Source organism: Acetilactobacillus jinshanensis (assembly GCF_004359375.1).
Classification (GTDB): Bacteria; Bacillota; Bacilli; order Lactobacillales; family Lactobacillaceae; genus Acetilactobacillus; species Acetilactobacillus jinshanensis.
The window spans coordinates 346133-362495 of record NZ_CP034726.1 but is presented as its reverse complement, the minus strand read 5'-3'; the positions used below and the strand labels follow the sequence as shown (position 1 = coordinate 362495).

15 protein-coding genes are annotated in these 16363 nt (G+C 38.2%); 4 read left to right on the top strand and 11 right to left on the bottom strand.

Annotation, left to right across the window (positions count from 1 at the left end):
* The first annotated feature begins 152 nt into the window (after positions 1-152).
* Positions 153-716 carry a peptide deformylase gene (gene def / locus ELX58_RS01860; protein WP_133441462.1) on the top strand — a complete coding sequence of 188 codons (564 nt, stop codon included), beginning with the start codon at positions 153-155 and terminating at the stop codon, positions 714-716.
* Positions 717-780: 64 nt separating this feature from the next.
* Here the strand turns inward: def and ELX58_RS01855 are convergent, their stop codons facing one another.
* The gene (locus tag ELX58_RS01855; RefSeq protein ID WP_133441461.1) at positions 781-1257 is read right to left on the bottom strand and encodes a hypothetical protein; all 477 of its coding nucleotides are present in this window, start codon (positions 1255-1257) and stop codon (positions 781-783) included.
* Between the two features lie 156 nt (positions 1258-1413).
* Here ELX58_RS01855 and ELX58_RS01850 point away from each other — a divergent pair, with 156 nt between their 5' ends.
* The 3 genes from ELX58_RS01850 to ELX58_RS01840 all read left to right on the top strand — a co-directional run bounded on the left by ELX58_RS01850 (position 1414) and on the right by ELX58_RS01840 (position 4320).
* A complete protein-coding gene (locus tag ELX58_RS01850) occupies positions 1414-1629 on the top strand; it encodes a DNA-directed RNA polymerase subunit epsilon (protein WP_133441460.1) in 216 nt (71 codons plus the stop codon).
* A gap of 31 nt (positions 1630-1660) precedes the next feature.
* Positions 1661-3346 carry a ribonuclease J1 gene (gene rnjA / locus ELX58_RS01845; protein WP_133441459.1) on the top strand — a complete coding sequence of 562 codons (1686 nt, stop codon included), beginning with the start codon at positions 1661-1663 and terminating at the stop codon, positions 3344-3346.
* 80 nt (positions 3347-3426) lie between these two features.
* Positions 3427-4320 carry a diacylglycerol/lipid kinase family protein gene (locus ELX58_RS01840; protein ID WP_162614591.1) on the top strand — a complete coding sequence of 298 codons (894 nt, stop codon included), beginning with the start codon at positions 3427-3429 and terminating at the stop codon, positions 4318-4320.
* 71 nt (positions 4321-4391) lie between these two features.
* Here ELX58_RS01840 and ELX58_RS01835 read toward each other — a convergent pair whose 3' ends face one another.
* The 10 genes from ELX58_RS01835 to ileS all read right to left on the bottom strand — a co-directional run bounded on the left by ELX58_RS01835 (position 4392) and on the right by ileS (position 16328).
* The gene (locus tag ELX58_RS01835; RefSeq protein WP_174919236.1) at positions 4392-5393 is read right to left on the bottom strand and encodes an aldo/keto reductase; all 1002 of its coding nucleotides are present in this window, start codon (positions 5391-5393) and stop codon (positions 4392-4394) included.
* Positions 5394-5470: 77 nt separating this feature from the next.
* The gene (gene recD2 / locus ELX58_RS01830) at positions 5471-7972 is read right to left on the bottom strand and encodes an SF1B family DNA helicase RecD2 (RefSeq protein ID WP_236747692.1); all 2502 of its coding nucleotides are present in this window, start codon (positions 7970-7972) and stop codon (positions 5471-5473) included.
* Between the two features lie 30 nt (positions 7973-8002).
* Positions 8003-8761, bottom strand: coding sequence for a tetratricopeptide repeat protein (locus tag ELX58_RS01825; RefSeq protein WP_133441456.1), 759 nt, complete (start codon positions 8759-8761; stop codon positions 8003-8005).
* A 17-nt stretch (positions 8762-8778) separates the two neighbouring features.
* Positions 8779-9435 (bottom strand): histidine phosphatase family protein, encoded by a 657-nt coding sequence (locus tag ELX58_RS01820; RefSeq protein ID WP_133441455.1) that lies wholly within the window; start codon positions 9433-9435, stop codon positions 8779-8781.
* Positions 9436-9509: 74 nt separating this feature from the next.
* Complete coding sequence (gene mnmA / locus ELX58_RS01815) at positions 9510-10640, bottom strand: tRNA 2-thiouridine(34) synthase MnmA (RefSeq protein WP_133441454.1); 1131 nt, start codon at positions 10638-10640, stop codon at positions 9510-9512.
* A 63-nt stretch (positions 10641-10703) separates the two neighbouring features.
* The gene (locus ELX58_RS01810) at positions 10704-11027 is read right to left on the bottom strand and encodes a cysteine desulfurase (protein ID WP_133441453.1); all 324 of its coding nucleotides are present in this window, start codon (positions 11025-11027) and stop codon (positions 10704-10706) included.
* A complete protein-coding gene (locus ELX58_RS01805; protein WP_133441452.1) occupies positions 11024-12196 on the bottom strand; it encodes a cysteine desulfurase family protein in 1173 nt (390 codons plus the stop codon). The genes ELX58_RS01810 and ELX58_RS01805 overlap by 4 nt, the downstream gene beginning before the upstream one ends.
* A 17-nt stretch (positions 12197-12213) precedes the next feature.
* Complete coding sequence (locus tag ELX58_RS01800; protein WP_236747710.1) at positions 12214-12882, bottom strand: 5'-methylthioadenosine/adenosylhomocysteine nucleosidase; 669 nt, start codon at positions 12880-12882, stop codon at positions 12214-12216.
* 348 nt (positions 12883-13230) lie between these two features.
* A complete protein-coding gene (locus tag ELX58_RS01795; RefSeq protein WP_133441450.1) occupies positions 13231-13446 on the bottom strand; it encodes a cold-shock protein in 216 nt (71 codons plus the stop codon).
* A 71-nt stretch (positions 13447-13517) separates the two neighbouring features.
* On the bottom strand, positions 13518-16328 hold the full coding sequence (gene ileS, locus ELX58_RS01790) for an isoleucine--tRNA ligase (RefSeq protein ID WP_133441449.1): 2811 nt from the start codon (positions 16326-16328) through the stop codon (positions 13518-13520).
* Positions 16329-16363: the final 35 nt, after the last annotated feature.

Below are 16363 nucleotides of genomic sequence, written 5' to 3'. Positions count from 1 at the left end.
TACGATCTAAAGTAAATTATTCGCGTAATGTACATTTAAAAATCGTATCACATAATGTAAATATCATCAATAGCTATAAGCTATATCATCATTATTCAAGTAATAATATATGGTAAACTATGCTTAGTACCAATTTTCGAGGAGGAATTGTCTTGATCTTAATGAAGGACATTGTTAGAGATCCGAACCCGGTTTTAAGAAAACAATCCAAGCGGGTTCAATTTCCATTAAGTAAAAAAGACCAAAAATTAGCTAAAGATATGATGCAGTACTTAGAAGTCAGCCAGGATCCAAAATTATGTAAGCGATATGGCTTGCGAGCCGGTGTTGGTTTGGCTGCACCTCAGGTCAACGTTAGTGAATTAATGGCTGCCGTTTTAGTTCCTGATGATAATGATGATCCACATCATCCCCAGTTCAAGGCCGTCATCATTAATCCCTTAATCATCGCTAATTCCGTTCAGCGTGGTGCCATGACGGAAGGTGAAGGTTGCTTATCCGTTGATAAGGATATTCCTGGACTTGTCCACCGAGCCGACCGAATCACTTTACAGTACCAAGACATGACTGGTAAAAAGCACATTGTTAGATTAAAGAACTATCCAGCAATCGTTTGTCAACATGAAATTGATCATCTTCATGGTACCCTATTTTATGATCACATTAATATGAAGGATCGTTTTGCTAAACAAGGTGACGAAGTTCTATTTAGTTAAGCTGAATATAGACTACATATGAAAAAAGCAGATCTTATTGAATATAAGGTCTGCTTTTAATTTTCTAAAGACGATGAATATCCTTTAAATAATCGATGGTCGCGGAATTATATATGCATGCAATATCCAGATGAGTCATTCGACGATATTCCCAGATATCTGCCACAATATATAAGCTCATTCCCGATTTCGTAGTTATCTTATGCTGACGGCAATATGATAGCAACGTATCATTAAAATAATGCTTAAAACGGATTAATTTTGAATCATCTTTAAAGTGTAAATTCAATACAAATTCGTAAGCAAAGATATCACGGCCCCAAATCTTCGACAGGAGCTTTGACGTAATCAAGTATTTCTTCTTTTTAGGAATTAAATGATCGCCTTTTAATGAATCCATAATCATGGGAACGATTCGATCAATTTTATGTTTGACGGTTAACTGTCGCTTGTGATTGGGCAATTTAACCAAGAAATGATGAATCAAATTGTAAAACGCAATTGCGACAATCAGGCCCAGTAATATTTCTAAAATCCACATTTACCTATAAGATCCTCCAGAATTGTCTTAACATTATTCATTCTATACTTATTTAGCCATGTATGATAAAATTATATTAAGTTACGTGTATTATCGAAATAATTAGAATAAGAAATTTAAAGCAAAATTAAGAATAAATTAAAGGAGATTACTGTAATGATTTTTAAAGTTTTGTACCAAGCTGATAAAACTCGAATCCCTAGAAGAGAGACCACTCAGACATTATACCTAAAGTGTGATACTGAAATGCAAGCTCGAATTCAATTAGAAAAGTATACCAACTACAATATTGAATACGTTGAACCGCTCGCGGGCAAGCACTTAAAGTACGAAGAAAACGAACCTGATTTTAAAATTACTAAGTTTAATTAATCACTAAGTTTAACTAGGAGTTTAATACAAAATGAATAAACTTAACGTCAAAAATAACGAAGTAGCTATTTACGGCGTTGGTGGACTTGGTGAAATTGGTAAAAACACCTACGGAGTTCAATTCCAGGACGAAATCATTTTAATTGATGCCGGAATTAAATTCCCTGAACAAAACCTATTAGGTGTCGATTATGTAATTCCAGATTACCAATACTTAATAAAAAATAAAGATAAAATTAAAGCTCTAGTAATTACCCATGGTCATGAAGATCATATCGGGGGAGTACCCTACTTATTAAAATACATCAACGTACCAGTTTATGCTGGCCCACTAGCAATGTCTTTAATTAAAGATAAATTACAAGAGCACGGTTTATTAAGACAAGCTCATCTGCATGTTATCGAACCTGATTCCGTTTTAAAGTTTGACAAGATGAGTGTTACTTTCTTCAGAACCACCCATTCAATTCCAGATACCGTTGGTGTAGCAGTTCATACACCATGCGGCGCTGTCGTTGAAACCGGTGATTATAAATTTGATTTAACACCCGTTACTCACGAGCCACCGGACCTTCAAGAAATGGCTAAATTAGGTAGAGATGGTGTCTTATGCCTCTTATCTGATAGTACCAATGCTGAAAAGCCCGGTTGGACTAGATCGGAAAAATGGGTTCGGTATTCAATTCGCCGAATTTTCGATAAAGCTACTCATGGTCGGATTATTTTCGCGACCTTTGCATCCAACATTTCCAGAATTCAATCGGCATGTGATGCTGCCGTTAGTCATGGCCGTAAAATCGCCATCTTCGGCCGAAGTATGGAAACGTCTTTAATCAACGGCCAAAAATTAGGCTACCTTAAGATTCCAGATGGATCATTGGTTACAGCAGAACAGTTGCATACCATCCCTGCAAATAAGACCTTAATTATTTGCACCGGATCCCAAGGAGAACCATTAGCCGCCCTATCGCGAATTGCCAATGGAACGCATCGTCAAATTTCAATTCAGCCTCATGACACCGTTGTATTTTCAAGTAATCCAATTCCTGGAAATACCATTAGCGTCAATAAGGTTATTAATGAACTGGAAGAAGACGGAGCCAACGTTATTCACGGTAAAATTAACCGAATTCATACCTCGGGACATGGTCGCCAAGAAGAACAGAAGTTAATGCTTCGTTTAATGAAGCCTAAATTCTTCATGCCAATCCATGGTGAATACAGAATGCTTAAGATTCACGTTCACATGGCACAAGAATGTGGCGTTCCTAAGCAAAACTGCTTCATTATGCAAAACGGAGACGTTTTAGCATTAACGAAGGATTCAGCTAGAATTGCCGGCCATTTCGCCGCCGGAGATGTCTATATTGATGGCAACGGAATTGGCAATGTCGGCCACGTCGTTTTACATGATCGTCAGTTATTATCCGAAGAAGGATTAGTACTAGTCGTCGCAACCATTAATAGTAAATCTGGTAAAGTGGAAGCCGGTCCTGATTTACTGTCAAGAGGTTTCGTCTATATGCGTCAGTCCGGTAAATTATTGAGTAAAGGCCGTCAGATTTGTTACGGTGCCATTGCATCATTAACTAACAATGGTGACACTAATCAAGTCCACATTAAAAAGGTCATTATTAATAACTTACAGCGATTCCTATATCAAAAGACGAGACGACACCCGTTAATCATCCCGATTTTAGTTATGGATAATCATTAATTATATTTTCCTATTCATTAGTGGATTCATTAAGTAGATTATGAATGGATCCACTTTTTTGTTCGAGGGAGAATCATAAGTTGAAAAGCAAATATTTAATTATTGTAAATAACTTTGCCAATGGTGGTGCGACCAAGAAGATTTGGCCTAAAATTCAAGCAACGCTAGACCATCGTCACGTCAATTACACGGCAACCATTAGTAAATATCACCGTAATGCAATCCTAATAATTGAAGAATACGTTAAATTAGCTAATTCCGATGATGTCCTATTGGTGGTCGGTGGCGACGGCACTTTAAACGAAGTCGTTAACGCTTCTGAAAAAATGATTAGAATTCACCCTGACTTATCTAAGTTGCCGATTGCTTATATTCCAACCGGACATCGACATGATTTTGCCCTTCGTCATCACATTTCACTGGACTGGCAAAAGGCTTTGGATAACGTATTGGGCCAAGGTCATCATGTGCATCAAGTCATGATCGGATACTTTGATGAAATCATAAAGAATCAACGGGTTTATTTCCTAAATAACGTTGGCTTAGGTTTAAATGCAGATCTAATAAACACACTCCATCATTCTAAGATTGGTTGGAAAGCACTGCGCTATTTCATGGCGTTCTTTAGTTTACTTTACAATTTACAGTCTTTTACAATGGAAATTTATCATCCCCATAAGACCACCATTTATCCAAATGTCTTTTTAGCGGATATTTCCTTAAGTAATAATCCAAAGGATCATCATTTTAACTTAACCATCATTGAAAGACATAATTTGTTGATTATGTTTTACATCTTCTTCAGGGTTCTCTTTAAACATAAAATTAAATTGAAGAGTGTTCATTACGTCAAAGTTAATGATCTACACATTGGCATTCCAACTTTAGAATATGGGCATGCCGATGGTGAAGAACTTGGTGATCGTTTTTACGATTCGTATTATCATACGACCAAATACCCGTTCATTTACTAAATCAACTAATACAAAAAGAGCTGATGATATTAATTTATCATCAGCTCTTTTTTAATGTTTAGAATTATTAATTAGCCCTTAACGATCTTATCGATTTCATCTAATTCATCTTGGGTAAATTTCAAGTTATTTAAGGCGCCTAAATTGTCTTCTAAGTGCTTTACTTTAGAAGCACCAGTAACAACACTAGTTACAGTTGGATTATGCAGTAACCATGCTAAGCCCATCTGAGCTAAGGTCTGACCACGGTGCTTAGCCATGTCATTTAACTGATTAAGCTTCTTAACGACCTTATCTTTACCGTTCTTAAAGACAAAGTTATTACTCCAATGAACATGAACGTCATCAGGCATACCATGTAAGTACTTGCCAGTTAATAAACCTTCAGCTAAAGGACCGTAAGCAACTAAGCCATCCTTGTTCTTAGCTAAAGTCTTTAACGTGCCATCTTCTTCTGGAGCACGATTAAGCATGTTGTATGATGCTTGATTTACAACGAATGGCGTATGGAATTCCTTAAAATACTTAATGATCTGGGCAGTCTGCTTACCATTATAATTAGAAATTCCAATGTATAATGCCTTACCAGATCGAACGATTTCATCTAAAGCTTCAGCGGTTTCTTCTAAACTGGTGTTAGGGTCAAAACGATGACTGTAGTAGATATCAACGTAATTTAGGCCCATGCGTTCAAGGCTACGGTCTAATGCAGCCACTAAAGTCTTCTTGGATGAGAACTGACCATAAGGCCCAGGCCACATGTTATATCCAGCTTTAGTGGTAATGATCAATTCATCACGGTAAGGCTTTAAGTCTCTGCGGTAAACTTGGCCGAACATCCGTTCAGCAGCACCTGCGCCTGGCCCATAATTATTAGCACAGTCAAAACTAAAAATACCTTTATCAAAGGCTTTAAGCATAACTTTTTCGCTATCTTCAAAGTTAGCGTCATCACCAAAGCTATGCCACATCCCGAAGGAAATTGCTGGTAACTGTAAACCAGAATTACCGGCACGACGAACTTTCATATGATCATAGCGATCATCAGCAGCTCTATACACACCTTTATACATCTAAATCACCTCATAGAAATAACTCTCTTAACAGTTAAATTGTAGAATGGGCTTAGATTTTAAGTCAATTAAATGGCCTAGTGATTTGACTTCATAAACGTCATTGGCGAAATGCCCTTCATACCAATCATCGGGTCAATGGCTCGGGACTGAATTAATTCGGGTGTCAAAACGTGTGACTTCGGCTTTTGAGGCTTATGAATAACTTTAAACTTCTTAGGCTTAGTTTTTAATGCAAGTTCAGTAGAAGACTGTGTAGAAATATCTTCCGGTTTCTTATGACCAATGACTTGCTGGAGACGAACAGCTAAAGTCGTATTACGGTTAACCGACGCGGTATCAACACACTTCAGGAAAGAATTATAATCACCAATCAAGACCAGCATTTTAGATGCCCGGCTGACCGCAGTATACAAAAGGTTACGCTTAAGCATGACGTAATATTGCGGAACCATCGGCAGAATAACCATCTTAAATTCACTACCCTGGGCCTTATGAATCGAGGTACAGTATGCCAATGAAATTTGGTTCCAACGGTTACGAGAATAGGTAACCTCGGCCTGATCAAAATCAATCGTAATTTTATCTCTAGACTGCCGACCTTTAGAATCTTTATCAATCCCAACGATTTCACCAATATCACCGTTAAAGATATCATTTTCAGGACTATTGACTAATTGAAGGACCTTATCCCCAATCCGGTATTTCATCCCGTTATACTCAACCTGAACTTGATCACTTGACGTTCTCGGGTTCATGATTTCTTGAATAATCTCGTTTAAGTGATTAATTCCAGCTTCACCACGGTACATTGGTGCCAATACTTGCATGTCTGTTGATGTAAAGCCCTTCTGCTTTGCTAATTCAACGATCTGTCGAATAACGGAACCAATTTGAGCTGAATTACAAGCAATAAAACTTCGATCCGGCATGTGAGACGTGAAATTCTTGGGTAAATAGCCGTCTTTAATGCTGTGGGCTAACGGAATAATGGTCGAATTAGAGTCCTGGCGATGAATTGTGTTTAATTCTAATTTTGGGATTTCGTTTGAACTCAATAAATCGCTAAAGACCTGACCAGGTCCTACGGATGGCAACTGATCTTTATCACCAACCAGAATAACTTTCATATCACTAGGAATTGATTTGACCAAAATCCGAAATAGGTAGGTATCAACCATCGACATTTCATCAATGATCAAAATGCCACCCTTTAATTCTTTAGTCACAGTATTTCCAGTGCCATTATCGTCATATGAATTTAAGCCCAATAAACGATGAATAGTGCTGGCTGGAATGTGAGTCGTCTCGTTCATTCTTTTAGCGGCACGACCCGTTGGTGCGGCCAATAAAACAGGATACGGTTTATCCTTATACTTAGTTAAATCTAATGATAAATGATTTAAGTCAGCAAATAACGACACAATACCTTCAATAATGGTCGTTTTACCGGTACCTGGGCCACCCGTTAACAGAAAGACCGGGTTCTTCATGGATTGAACCAACGCACTGACTTGGGAATCATCATAGTCAATATTGAGTTTTTGCTCAATTTTACGGATGCTTCCCATAATATTATGCATTGAGAAAGTCTGGCATGCTTGCTGGTTAGCTTCATCACTCTGAATTCGGTTTAAATTATCAGCGATTTCCCATTCAGCATTATATAACGAAGCTAAATAAATTCGTTTGCCATCACCCACGATTTTATGATCATGAGCCAACTGAACCATTGCAGTAGCAAGCATATCACCATTGATTTGATCATCCCGACTGGTGTTTAAAAGCTTCATTGACTGTTCAAGCAACGGACCCGTGGTGGTATATGTACCACCATCTTGAGACGATAGTTGACGTAAAGCCGTCATCAAACCAGCTTTTAAACGGCCTTTAGAATTATCCGAAATCCCACTCTTTTTTGCAATTCGATCCGCTTTTTTAAAGCTAACTCCGTTAATATCTTCAACCAAACGGTATGGATTATTATGAATTACGTCGAGCGTATTTTCGTGATACTTATTAAAAATTTCAGAAGCTAAATGACTTCCAAAGCCATAACTATTTAATTCAATAATGATTTGCTCAATTCCGTTATTAGCGTTGATTCCGTCAACAACGGATTGGTATTGATTTTTCCTTAAATTTAACGGCTTTAAGATTTTAGGGTCGGAAAGAACTTCTTCAATTAAATTTAAGCCTAAAGCGTCAACGATTCGTTTGGCAGTTTGCTGGCCAATTCCAGGAAAATCGCTGCCAGAAAGGTAAGCAATTAATCCCTTTCGCGAATCAGGCGTGTCGTTCTTGTAACTAGATGCCTTAAATTGAGTCCCGTATTTGGGATGGTGAACCAAATGACCCTTAAAAATATATTTTTTATCTTCGTCAATATCACCAAAGTTACCAGTGATTACAATCTTTTCTTGGTCCCAATCTAAATTGGTTTTGGCAATCTTTACTAACAAAACTTTATAGAAGCTATCAGGACTCTTGAAAAAGACTGCAATAACTTGGCCTTCAACAAAAGGCGTTTTTGATTTTTTGGGATTATTACCCTTTGGCTGTTGATCTAATAAATTCATTGAATGGACCATTTTAATTCACCTCCATTTTTATTTTTTATCTTTCTTTGTGGATCTCTTTTTACCTTTACCATCGTTAACTTGAATAAAGCGTTCAATATCAGCTAACCGTTTTTGACCCTTCTTTACGTATTTAGGATTATACTTTTCAGCCAACTCAAAGTCCTTACTAAACGGGATCCCTAAAACCATGTGACAAATACCCTGATTAAAATAAACGGGACCGTTGGTTGGATCTGCTTGTAAAGCGACCTTATAAAAACGTGCGGCGTCACGGAAATTACCTAACGCCTGTAAGTTTTCACCTAATAAACGATTAATTACGGGATCCTGTTTACGGAATCCCTGGGCGGTTAAAGCAAATACGACTGCACGCTTATAATCCTTTTTAGACATATAGCTTTGAGCCAGCATAATATACGCATTTAACTTTAATTTAGGTTCTTTTACCTGATTAAAGTATTTGATGGCCTTATCAAAACTACCTGCCGCATAATATACATTAGCTAAGCCATAAATCAACGTATCCTTGGCTTCTTGGCTACGATTCTTAAAAAGACCTAAAGCCTTCATAAATAATTCTTCAGCTTGGACATAGTTATGCAGTTCAACTAAAAACGTTCCCAAATCATAATACGTATGATAATTATGCGGATGGGTATCGATGTCCTTAATTAATCGATGTAGAGTAACGGCGGCTCGATGCTGAGCCTGCTTACGTTTCTCAGCGACCCTTTTTTCGTGAATTTGATTTAAAGCTTGTTTTCTTTGGATTTTCTTATTATCCATTCGATCACGTCCCTTATTTATATTACGTCAGTTGGGTCTAATTTCCGCGAAATATATGCGGTATTATTCCATTTAATCAAATGGAACGTTTTACCTTGATCCATCGTTCTCAAAATCGTGGTACTAGTGTTAGCTAAGCCACCGCGACGACGTAAATTAGCTAACGATGTCCCAAGCAAAGCGTTAATTTCAGCGTTTAACGCAGCACCATGACTAACGACCATGACATTAGAATGCAGTGGATTGCATTGGGCCATCAATTTAATTGCGGGTGTCATTCGGTTGATGACCTGCATAAAGCTTTCACCACCGATTTTAGTTGGATTATATTTATCGGGGTGGTTACGAAAGGCATCAAATTCTTTTGGATACTTGGCTTTAACGTCTTTAAACTTCATACCTTCCATTTTACCTAAATGAAACTCTTCTAATCGGCTCCATAAACTAACTGGCGGATGACATTTTAAGCCCCCACTAATCTTCATGGCCGTAACTCGAGCTCGCTTAATGGGACTAGCGTAAATTCGTTCAAACTTAACGTTATAATAATACTTCGCTAATTCTTTCATTTCTTTATAACTCTCAGGAAGGAGCGGTGAATCACCACCGGCACCCTGATAACGACTTTGTAAATTCCACTGTGTTTTTCCATGACGAACAAAATAAATATCCACGAAATCACCTGATTCTTAATTAATTAAGAAAAGCACTAACGCCTATTATTGACGGTTAGTGCTTTAATTTCTATCTATAGATACGGTAATTCTTTACCATTCTTATAGGCTGAGTCAATCGTAGCACAACCTAGGCATTCTTTACCGTCATAAAAGACAACGGTCTGTCCGGGTGTAACAGCACGAGCTGGATCATCAAAATCGACTGTTAAATGTTTACCATCAGGATCGAGTTTAACGGTTACTCCACTATCTTTCTGACGGTAACGGAATTTAGCGGTGCAACGGAATTTGTTACCACGGCTGCTAATGTCGTTAACCCAGTGAATATCATCGGCAACTAAGCTGTTGGCGTATAGGTATGGATTATCAAAGCCCTGGCCAACGTACAAGACGTTCTTCTTTAAGTTCTTACCAATGACGAACCATGGCATATTACCTCGGGGACCACCGCCACCGATACCTAAGCCACGACGTTGACCAATCGTGTAATACATTAAACCATCATGTTTACCCTTTACCTGGCCATCAAGTGTCATCATTTTACCAGGTTTAGCAGGAATGTAGTTACTCAAGAACTTCTTGAAATTTCCTTCACCGATGAAGCAAATTCCAACAGAATCCTTCTTATTAGCAACCACTAAGCCGGCTTTTCGGGCAATTTTACGAACTTTTGGCTTTAACATCCCACCAATCGGGAACTTAATTCGATCTAATTGTTTATAAGATAACTGGCTTAAGAAATAGGATTGATCCTTATTCCAGTCTAAAGCTCTCATCAAATGATTATGACCATTAGCATCTCGTTTTAACTGTGCATAATGACCAGTCGCAATGTAATCAGCACCTAACTGTAAACCATAGTTTAAGAAAGCTTTAAATTTAATTTCAGTATTACATAAAATATCGGGATCCGGTGTTCGACCCTTCTTGTATTCCTTTAAGAAATACTTAAAGACCCGGTCCCAGTATTGCTTTTCAAAATTAACAGAATAGTATGGGATGCCAATCTGAGCCGCAACTTTAGCGACATCTCGATAATCACTTGTCGCTGTACATACACCATTTTGATCAGTGTCATCCCAGTTTTTCATGAAGACACCGACAACGTTATATCCAGCTTTCTTTAAAAGATAAGCTGAAACAGACGAATCAACGCCTCCGCTCATCCCAACAACAACTCTAATTTTACTTTTATCTTTCACTTTTAATCACCATCAATCTGTTACCAGAGAAAATCATCGATTGAAGGTCGAGACACTCTAGTCTTACTTGCGTACTAACACTTTTCTGAGAATTAAATTACTCATTAAATATTTAAACTGTTCAACTGCCGATGCGTGCTTACCATCAAAAATATTAACCTTGCGTAAACCGGCATGATCAGTAATATCCATTTTAAACGTCTTGAGATCCGTTCGAATCACGATCTTTAAACGGGGCCCATTAAGTCCCAACGGATGTCTCATGACAAAGTCACCTGCATTGGACTTACCAAAGCCGACATCACGCAAGGTAAATAGCTTAATGCTTGGACTCAATGTATACACGGTGGAGTCACCATTAATTTGGTTAGCCGTTTTAAAAATCATTTGATTTCATCTCGCTTTGTCTTTTTGGTGTGGCGAACTACTTTAGCAATATTCTTAATCAAGGCGTCAATATCCGATTTAGTGGTAAAACGACCGAAACTAACTCGAATCGATTCGTGTAACCGCGGACTGTTCTTACCAAACATTGCAGTTAGGACATGAGAAGGCTTTAAACTGCCCGCGGTACATGCCGATCCACCCGAAATTTCAATTCCAGCCAGATCTAGATCGGTTTGCATTACGTAAGTTGAAACGCCCTTGATCCATAAATTAAAGACGTGTTGTAAATTATCCTTGGATAAGGAACCGTTAATTTCAAAATCAACGTGTTCTTTCTTTAGGCCAGCGATGATTTGTTTTTTGAAACCGTAGTAACGCTTCTGCAGCTTATCTTTCGTAGCCGGCGGTAAATTCTTTACGGCAGTCGCAAACCCTGAAATCTGTGGGATGTTTTCGGTTCCAGCACGACGTTTGTCTTCCTGATCGCCACCCTTAATAAAGCTTGGGAAGTTGATTCCATCTCGCTTATAAAGGAAGCCAATCATTTTAGGGCCGTTCAGTTTATGTGCCGAAGTTGAAAGCATATCAATATGATCACGTTTTACATCAATATTTAATAAGCCATATGCTTGAACAGCATCGGTATGGAACCAGGCCTGATGGTTCTTTAAGATTTCACCAATTTGGTGGATTGGCATCCGACTGCCCACTTCATTATTACCAGTCATAATGGTAACTAAAATGGTCTGGTCATCCAATGCGTTCTTAAAATCATCTAAGGAAATATTACCGTTTTCATCAACGGGGAGATACGTAACCCGAAAGCCCTTTTTCTGTAGAAATTGAAGTGGACGTAGAACCGCTTCATGTTCAATTGAAGTCGTAATAATATGATTGCCTAAATTCTTGCGGGCTTCAGCAGTTTGCATAATCGCGGTATTATCACTTTCGGTACCACCACTGGTAAAGATAATTTCATGATCCTTAGCGTTGATACTTTTAGCAATAATATGACGGCTATGATCTAAAATTGCGTGTGATTTTCGACCTAAGCTATACATCGTTGAGGCGTTACCATAATCATTCTTAAATTTATCCATTAAATCTGCTAGAACCGGCTTGGAAATCGGGGTCGTCGCAGCATTATCTAAATAAATTTTTTTCTTCAAGATATAAGCTCCCTTAACTAATTTAATGCTTTACATAAATTCAATAACATCTGAGCGGATTGTTTACCAGCTTTAATAATAAATTTATCAAAACTCATTTCAGCATCACCGTTACCGACATCGGACATTGCTCTAATAACGACGTAAGGTGTCTTAAACTGATGAGCAACTTGGCCAATGGCAGCACCTTCCATTTCACAGGCTAAGGTATCTGGAAAATGATTCAGAATTTCTTTAATCCGTTTGTCACTAGCAACAAATTGATCACCAGACACAATTAAGCCTTTTTTAGCAGTTAAGCCGACGGCCTGGGATGCATTAACGACTAAATTAGCCCACTTTGGACTAGCTTTAAAGATTAAAGGCTGGTTAGGTAATTGACCATATTTATAACCAGACGTGGTAACGTCGACGTCGTGATAAGCCGTTCCGGTTGAAACCACTAAATCACCAACTGACAAGCCAGAACCAATTCCACCGGCTGAACCAGAATTGATAACGACTTTCAAATCGAAATGGACGATCATAATGGCTGCCGTAATCCCGGCTTGAACCTTACCGATTCCGGACTGGACTAAAACAACGGGCTGGGACGCAATTTTACCAACGTAAAAATGAATCCCTTTAATATCAACCTGCTGTTCATCCTGTAATGCTTCGTGCAAAGTCTTTAATTCTTCAGACATTGCACAAATTATGCCAATTCTTTTCAAAATTTTATTCACCTATCTTTAAAAATTCACAAAAATTAATACTAAATATACGATGACAATTAATAAAATCAGGATTGCGATAATTTTATCTAATCGCTTTGAAAGTCGCTTGATTTTATATTCTCTAAGTGGCGAATTACGCGTTCGTTTAACATGTGGACGTGATCCACCAAGTTGATTATAAAACGAATCATGCTGATTCTTCATATGTCGATATTGTTGTCGGGTTATAAACGAATGATCATTTTTCACGGAAATTATCCTCTAACCTTTAGTTAGTATAAATTAGTAGCATGATCTTATTTTAATAATAATTAAAAATTAATGCAATTCATTATTCTTTACAGGATTTACTTTAACAGCTTGCGGACCCCGTAATCCAGGTGCTACAGCAAATCTTACCGTTTCACCGACTTTTAATGAACGGCTCGTCTCATTTTCAATGGCTTTATAATTTACAAAAACTTCTTTACATGATTTAGGTTTAATAAAACCAAAGCCACGTGATTTATTATAGCGAGTTACTTTTCCAATCATTTTAAATTCCTTTCCTAATGAATAAAAAAAGCTGGGATTAATCCCAGCTTTATAAACTAGATTTTTCTTAATTATTTAACGTCACTGAAACCAGTTTTAACAGTTTCTGGGAAGTTCTTACGAACAATCTTAGCACAACGTGCACAGAATGTTGGGTAAGCACTATCAGTACCGACGTCTTTCTTAACCATTCGGCAACGCTGACAAGTCTTACCTTCGGCCTTAGAAACCTTAACGGCAATTGATTTACCATACTTATCAGCATCTGCAGGTGCATCAGATAATGGATGAACTTCTAACTGAGAAACCATCAGAACCTGACGAACATTAACCTTCAAGGAGTCCAATAACTTCTGGGTGTCATCATCTAAGTAAAGATCTAACTTAGCTTCGGATGGTTTACCTAAGTTACTGTTTTCACGAACCTTTTCTAATGACTTCAGAACGTCTTCACGAAGGCCGCTCATAAACTTCTTCCAGTTAGCGTAGAACTGCTTGTACTGACTGAAGTCCTTAACCTTTGGCATTTCAGATAATGCGACGTACTGTTCAGGTTCCTTTAAGAATTCCCATACTTCTTCAGTGGTGTGCGGTAAGATCGGTGTCAATAACTTAGTTAAACCAACTAATACCGTGTAAATTACCGTTTGCATCCCACGACGAGAAGTACTGTCTTTAGGATCAATGTATAAAATATCCTTAGCAACGTTCATGTAGAATGCGGATAAGTCATTGTTGATGAAGTTGATCATGCGCTTGTAAACATCCATGGAGTCATATTTATCATAATCAGCCTTAACGTCATGAACCAAGTTGTTGTAATCCATTAACATGTACTTATCTAATGAACTTAACTTATCGAACGGAACGGTGTTCTTCTTTGGATCGAAGTCAGTAGTGTTGGCTAACATGTAACGAAGGGTATTTCTGATCTTCTTGTAACGGCCGGCAATCTTAGTGAAGCCACCCATTGAAGCACGAACATCAGCGGATGTATCAACAGATGCTACCCATAGACGAACGATTTCAGCACCTAACTTCTTGATGACATCGTTTGGTGCAATGGTATTACCAATTGACTTACTCATCTTATGGCCATGCTTATCCAAGACAAAACCTTGGGATACTAACTGTTTGTATGGAGCTTTGTTAGCATAAGCAACACTAGTGATGATACTGGAGTTGAACCAACCACGGTACTGGTCAGAACCTTCTAAGTACATATCAGCTGGGTAAGTTAATTCTGGACGTTCAGCACAGACACCCTGATGAGAAGTACCAGAATCAAACCAAACATCTAAAATGTTGGTTTCTTTACGGAACTTACCATGTGGTGAATGCTTATTGGTATAACCCTTAGGTAATAAGTCTTTAGCAGGCTTTTCGAACCAAATATCAGAACCATATTTGCCAACTAAGTCAGCAACGTGGTTAATGGTTTCTTGAGTCATGATTGGGGTCCCATCTTCAGCGTAGAAAATCGGTAACGGAACACCCCAGACACGTTGACGAGAAATTACCCAATCTTGTCGGGCTTTAATCATATTGTAAAGACGACGTTCACCCCAACTTGGGAAGTATTTAACGCTCTTAACAGCCTTTAAAATATCATCCTTAATCTTATCCACAGAAGCGAACCATTGTGGAGTAGCACGGTAAATTACCGGCTTCTTAGTACGCCAGTCAAATGGATAATCATGTTTATAAGGCATGAATTTTAGTAAGGCGTTAACTTTCTTTAATTTGTCTAAAGAAATCTTGTTGGCATCATCATAGAAGACACCTGCAAAGTCTTTACCAGCAGACTTATCCATGTAACCTTGGTCATTGACGTTAACGTAAATTGGTAATCCATAACGACGGCTGACGTTATAATCATCTAAACCAAAGCCACCAGCAGTATGAACTAGTTCAGTACCAGAATCTGCAGTAACGAAGTTGGCGTTCATAAATAATAACTTACGGTCTTTAATGTATGGATGTTGAGCAACAGCCTTATCTAACTGTTCACCAGAAACATGCTTTAAGGTCTTGACGCCCTTCCAACCGATTAATTCGGCAACACGTGGTAACCGTTCGGTACCGACGATGAATTTACGATTGTCACCATCAACTTTAATTACTGAATAGTCAAACTTTGGGTTAACGGTAATTCCTTCAGAAGCAGGGATGGTCCATGGGGTAGTAGTCCAAACTACGGCATAAGTATTCTTATCATCCAAAAGGCCATGACTGTTTAACATCTTTTCAGCATAGAAAGCCGTTGGTGAAGTTACCTTATGATATTCAACTTCAGCTTCAGCTAATGATGATTCGGAGGACCATGACCAAACGACTGGCTTACGGCCACGGTAAATTAAACCTCTTTGAGCCATCTTGCCGAAGACCCTGAGTTCAGCAGCTTCGAACTTTGGCTGAAGGGTTAAGTAAGGATGTCGCCAATCACCCATAATGCCTAATCGCATGAATTCTTTCTTCTGACGTTTAACTTCCTTAAGTGCATAATCATGGCATAACTTACGGAAGGCGTTAGTTGACATTTTCTTACGGTTATAACCTGCTTTAGTTAATTTTTCTTCAATCGGTAAACCATGAGTATCCCAGCCAGGTACATATGGTGCTCGATAACCATTCATGGATTTGTATCGGATAATCATATCTTTCGAGACTTTGTTCATGGCATGACCCATATGAATGTCACCATTGGCATATGGCGGTCCATCATGAAGAACAAATGTAGGTTTACCCTGATTCAACTTTTGACGCTGTTCATAAACGTGATTGTTCATCCAGTCTTTTTCACGTTTAGCTTCACTGACTGGAAGATGACCACGCATCTTAAATTTAGTTTTACCTAAATTTAACGTATCTTTAACACGCACAGTAACAATCTCCTTGTTTTTAAAATCCTTAATAT

Bases quoted from the DNA above. Each gene is read 5' to 3' on its own strand.
- ELX58_RS01810 (WP_133441453.1), bottom strand. From the start codon at position 11,027: ATGATTTTTAAAACGGCTAACCAAATTAATGGTGACTCCACCGTGTAT.
- ELX58_RS01825 (WP_133441456.1), bottom strand. From the start codon at position 8,761: ATGGATAATAAGAAAATCCAAAGAAAACAAGCTTTAAATCAAATTCAC.
- ELX58_RS01850 (WP_133441460.1), top strand. From the start codon at position 1,414: ATGATTTTTAAAGTTTTGTACCAAGCTGATAAAACTCGAATCCCTAGA.
- ELX58_RS01795 (WP_133441450.1), bottom strand. From the start codon at position 13,446: ATGATTGGAAAAGTAACTCGCTATAATAAATCACGTGGCTTTGGTTTT.
- ELX58_RS01835 (WP_174919236.1), bottom strand. From the start codon at position 5,393: ATGTATAAAGGTGTGTATAGAGCTGCTGATGATCGCTATGATCATATG.
- rnjA (WP_133441459.1), top strand. From the start codon at position 1,661: ATGAATAAACTTAACGTCAAAAATAACGAAGTAGCTATTTACGGCGTT.
- ELX58_RS01855 (WP_133441461.1), bottom strand. From the start codon at position 1,257: ATGTGGATTTTAGAAATATTACTGGGCCTGATTGTCGCAATTGCGTTT.
- recD2 (WP_236747692.1), bottom strand. From the start codon at position 7,972: ATGAATTTATTAGATCAACAGCCAAAGGGTAATAATCCCAAAAAATCA.
- ELX58_RS01800 (WP_236747710.1), bottom strand. From the start codon at position 12,882: ATGTCTGAAGAATTAAAGACTTTGCACGAAGCATTACAGGATGAACAG.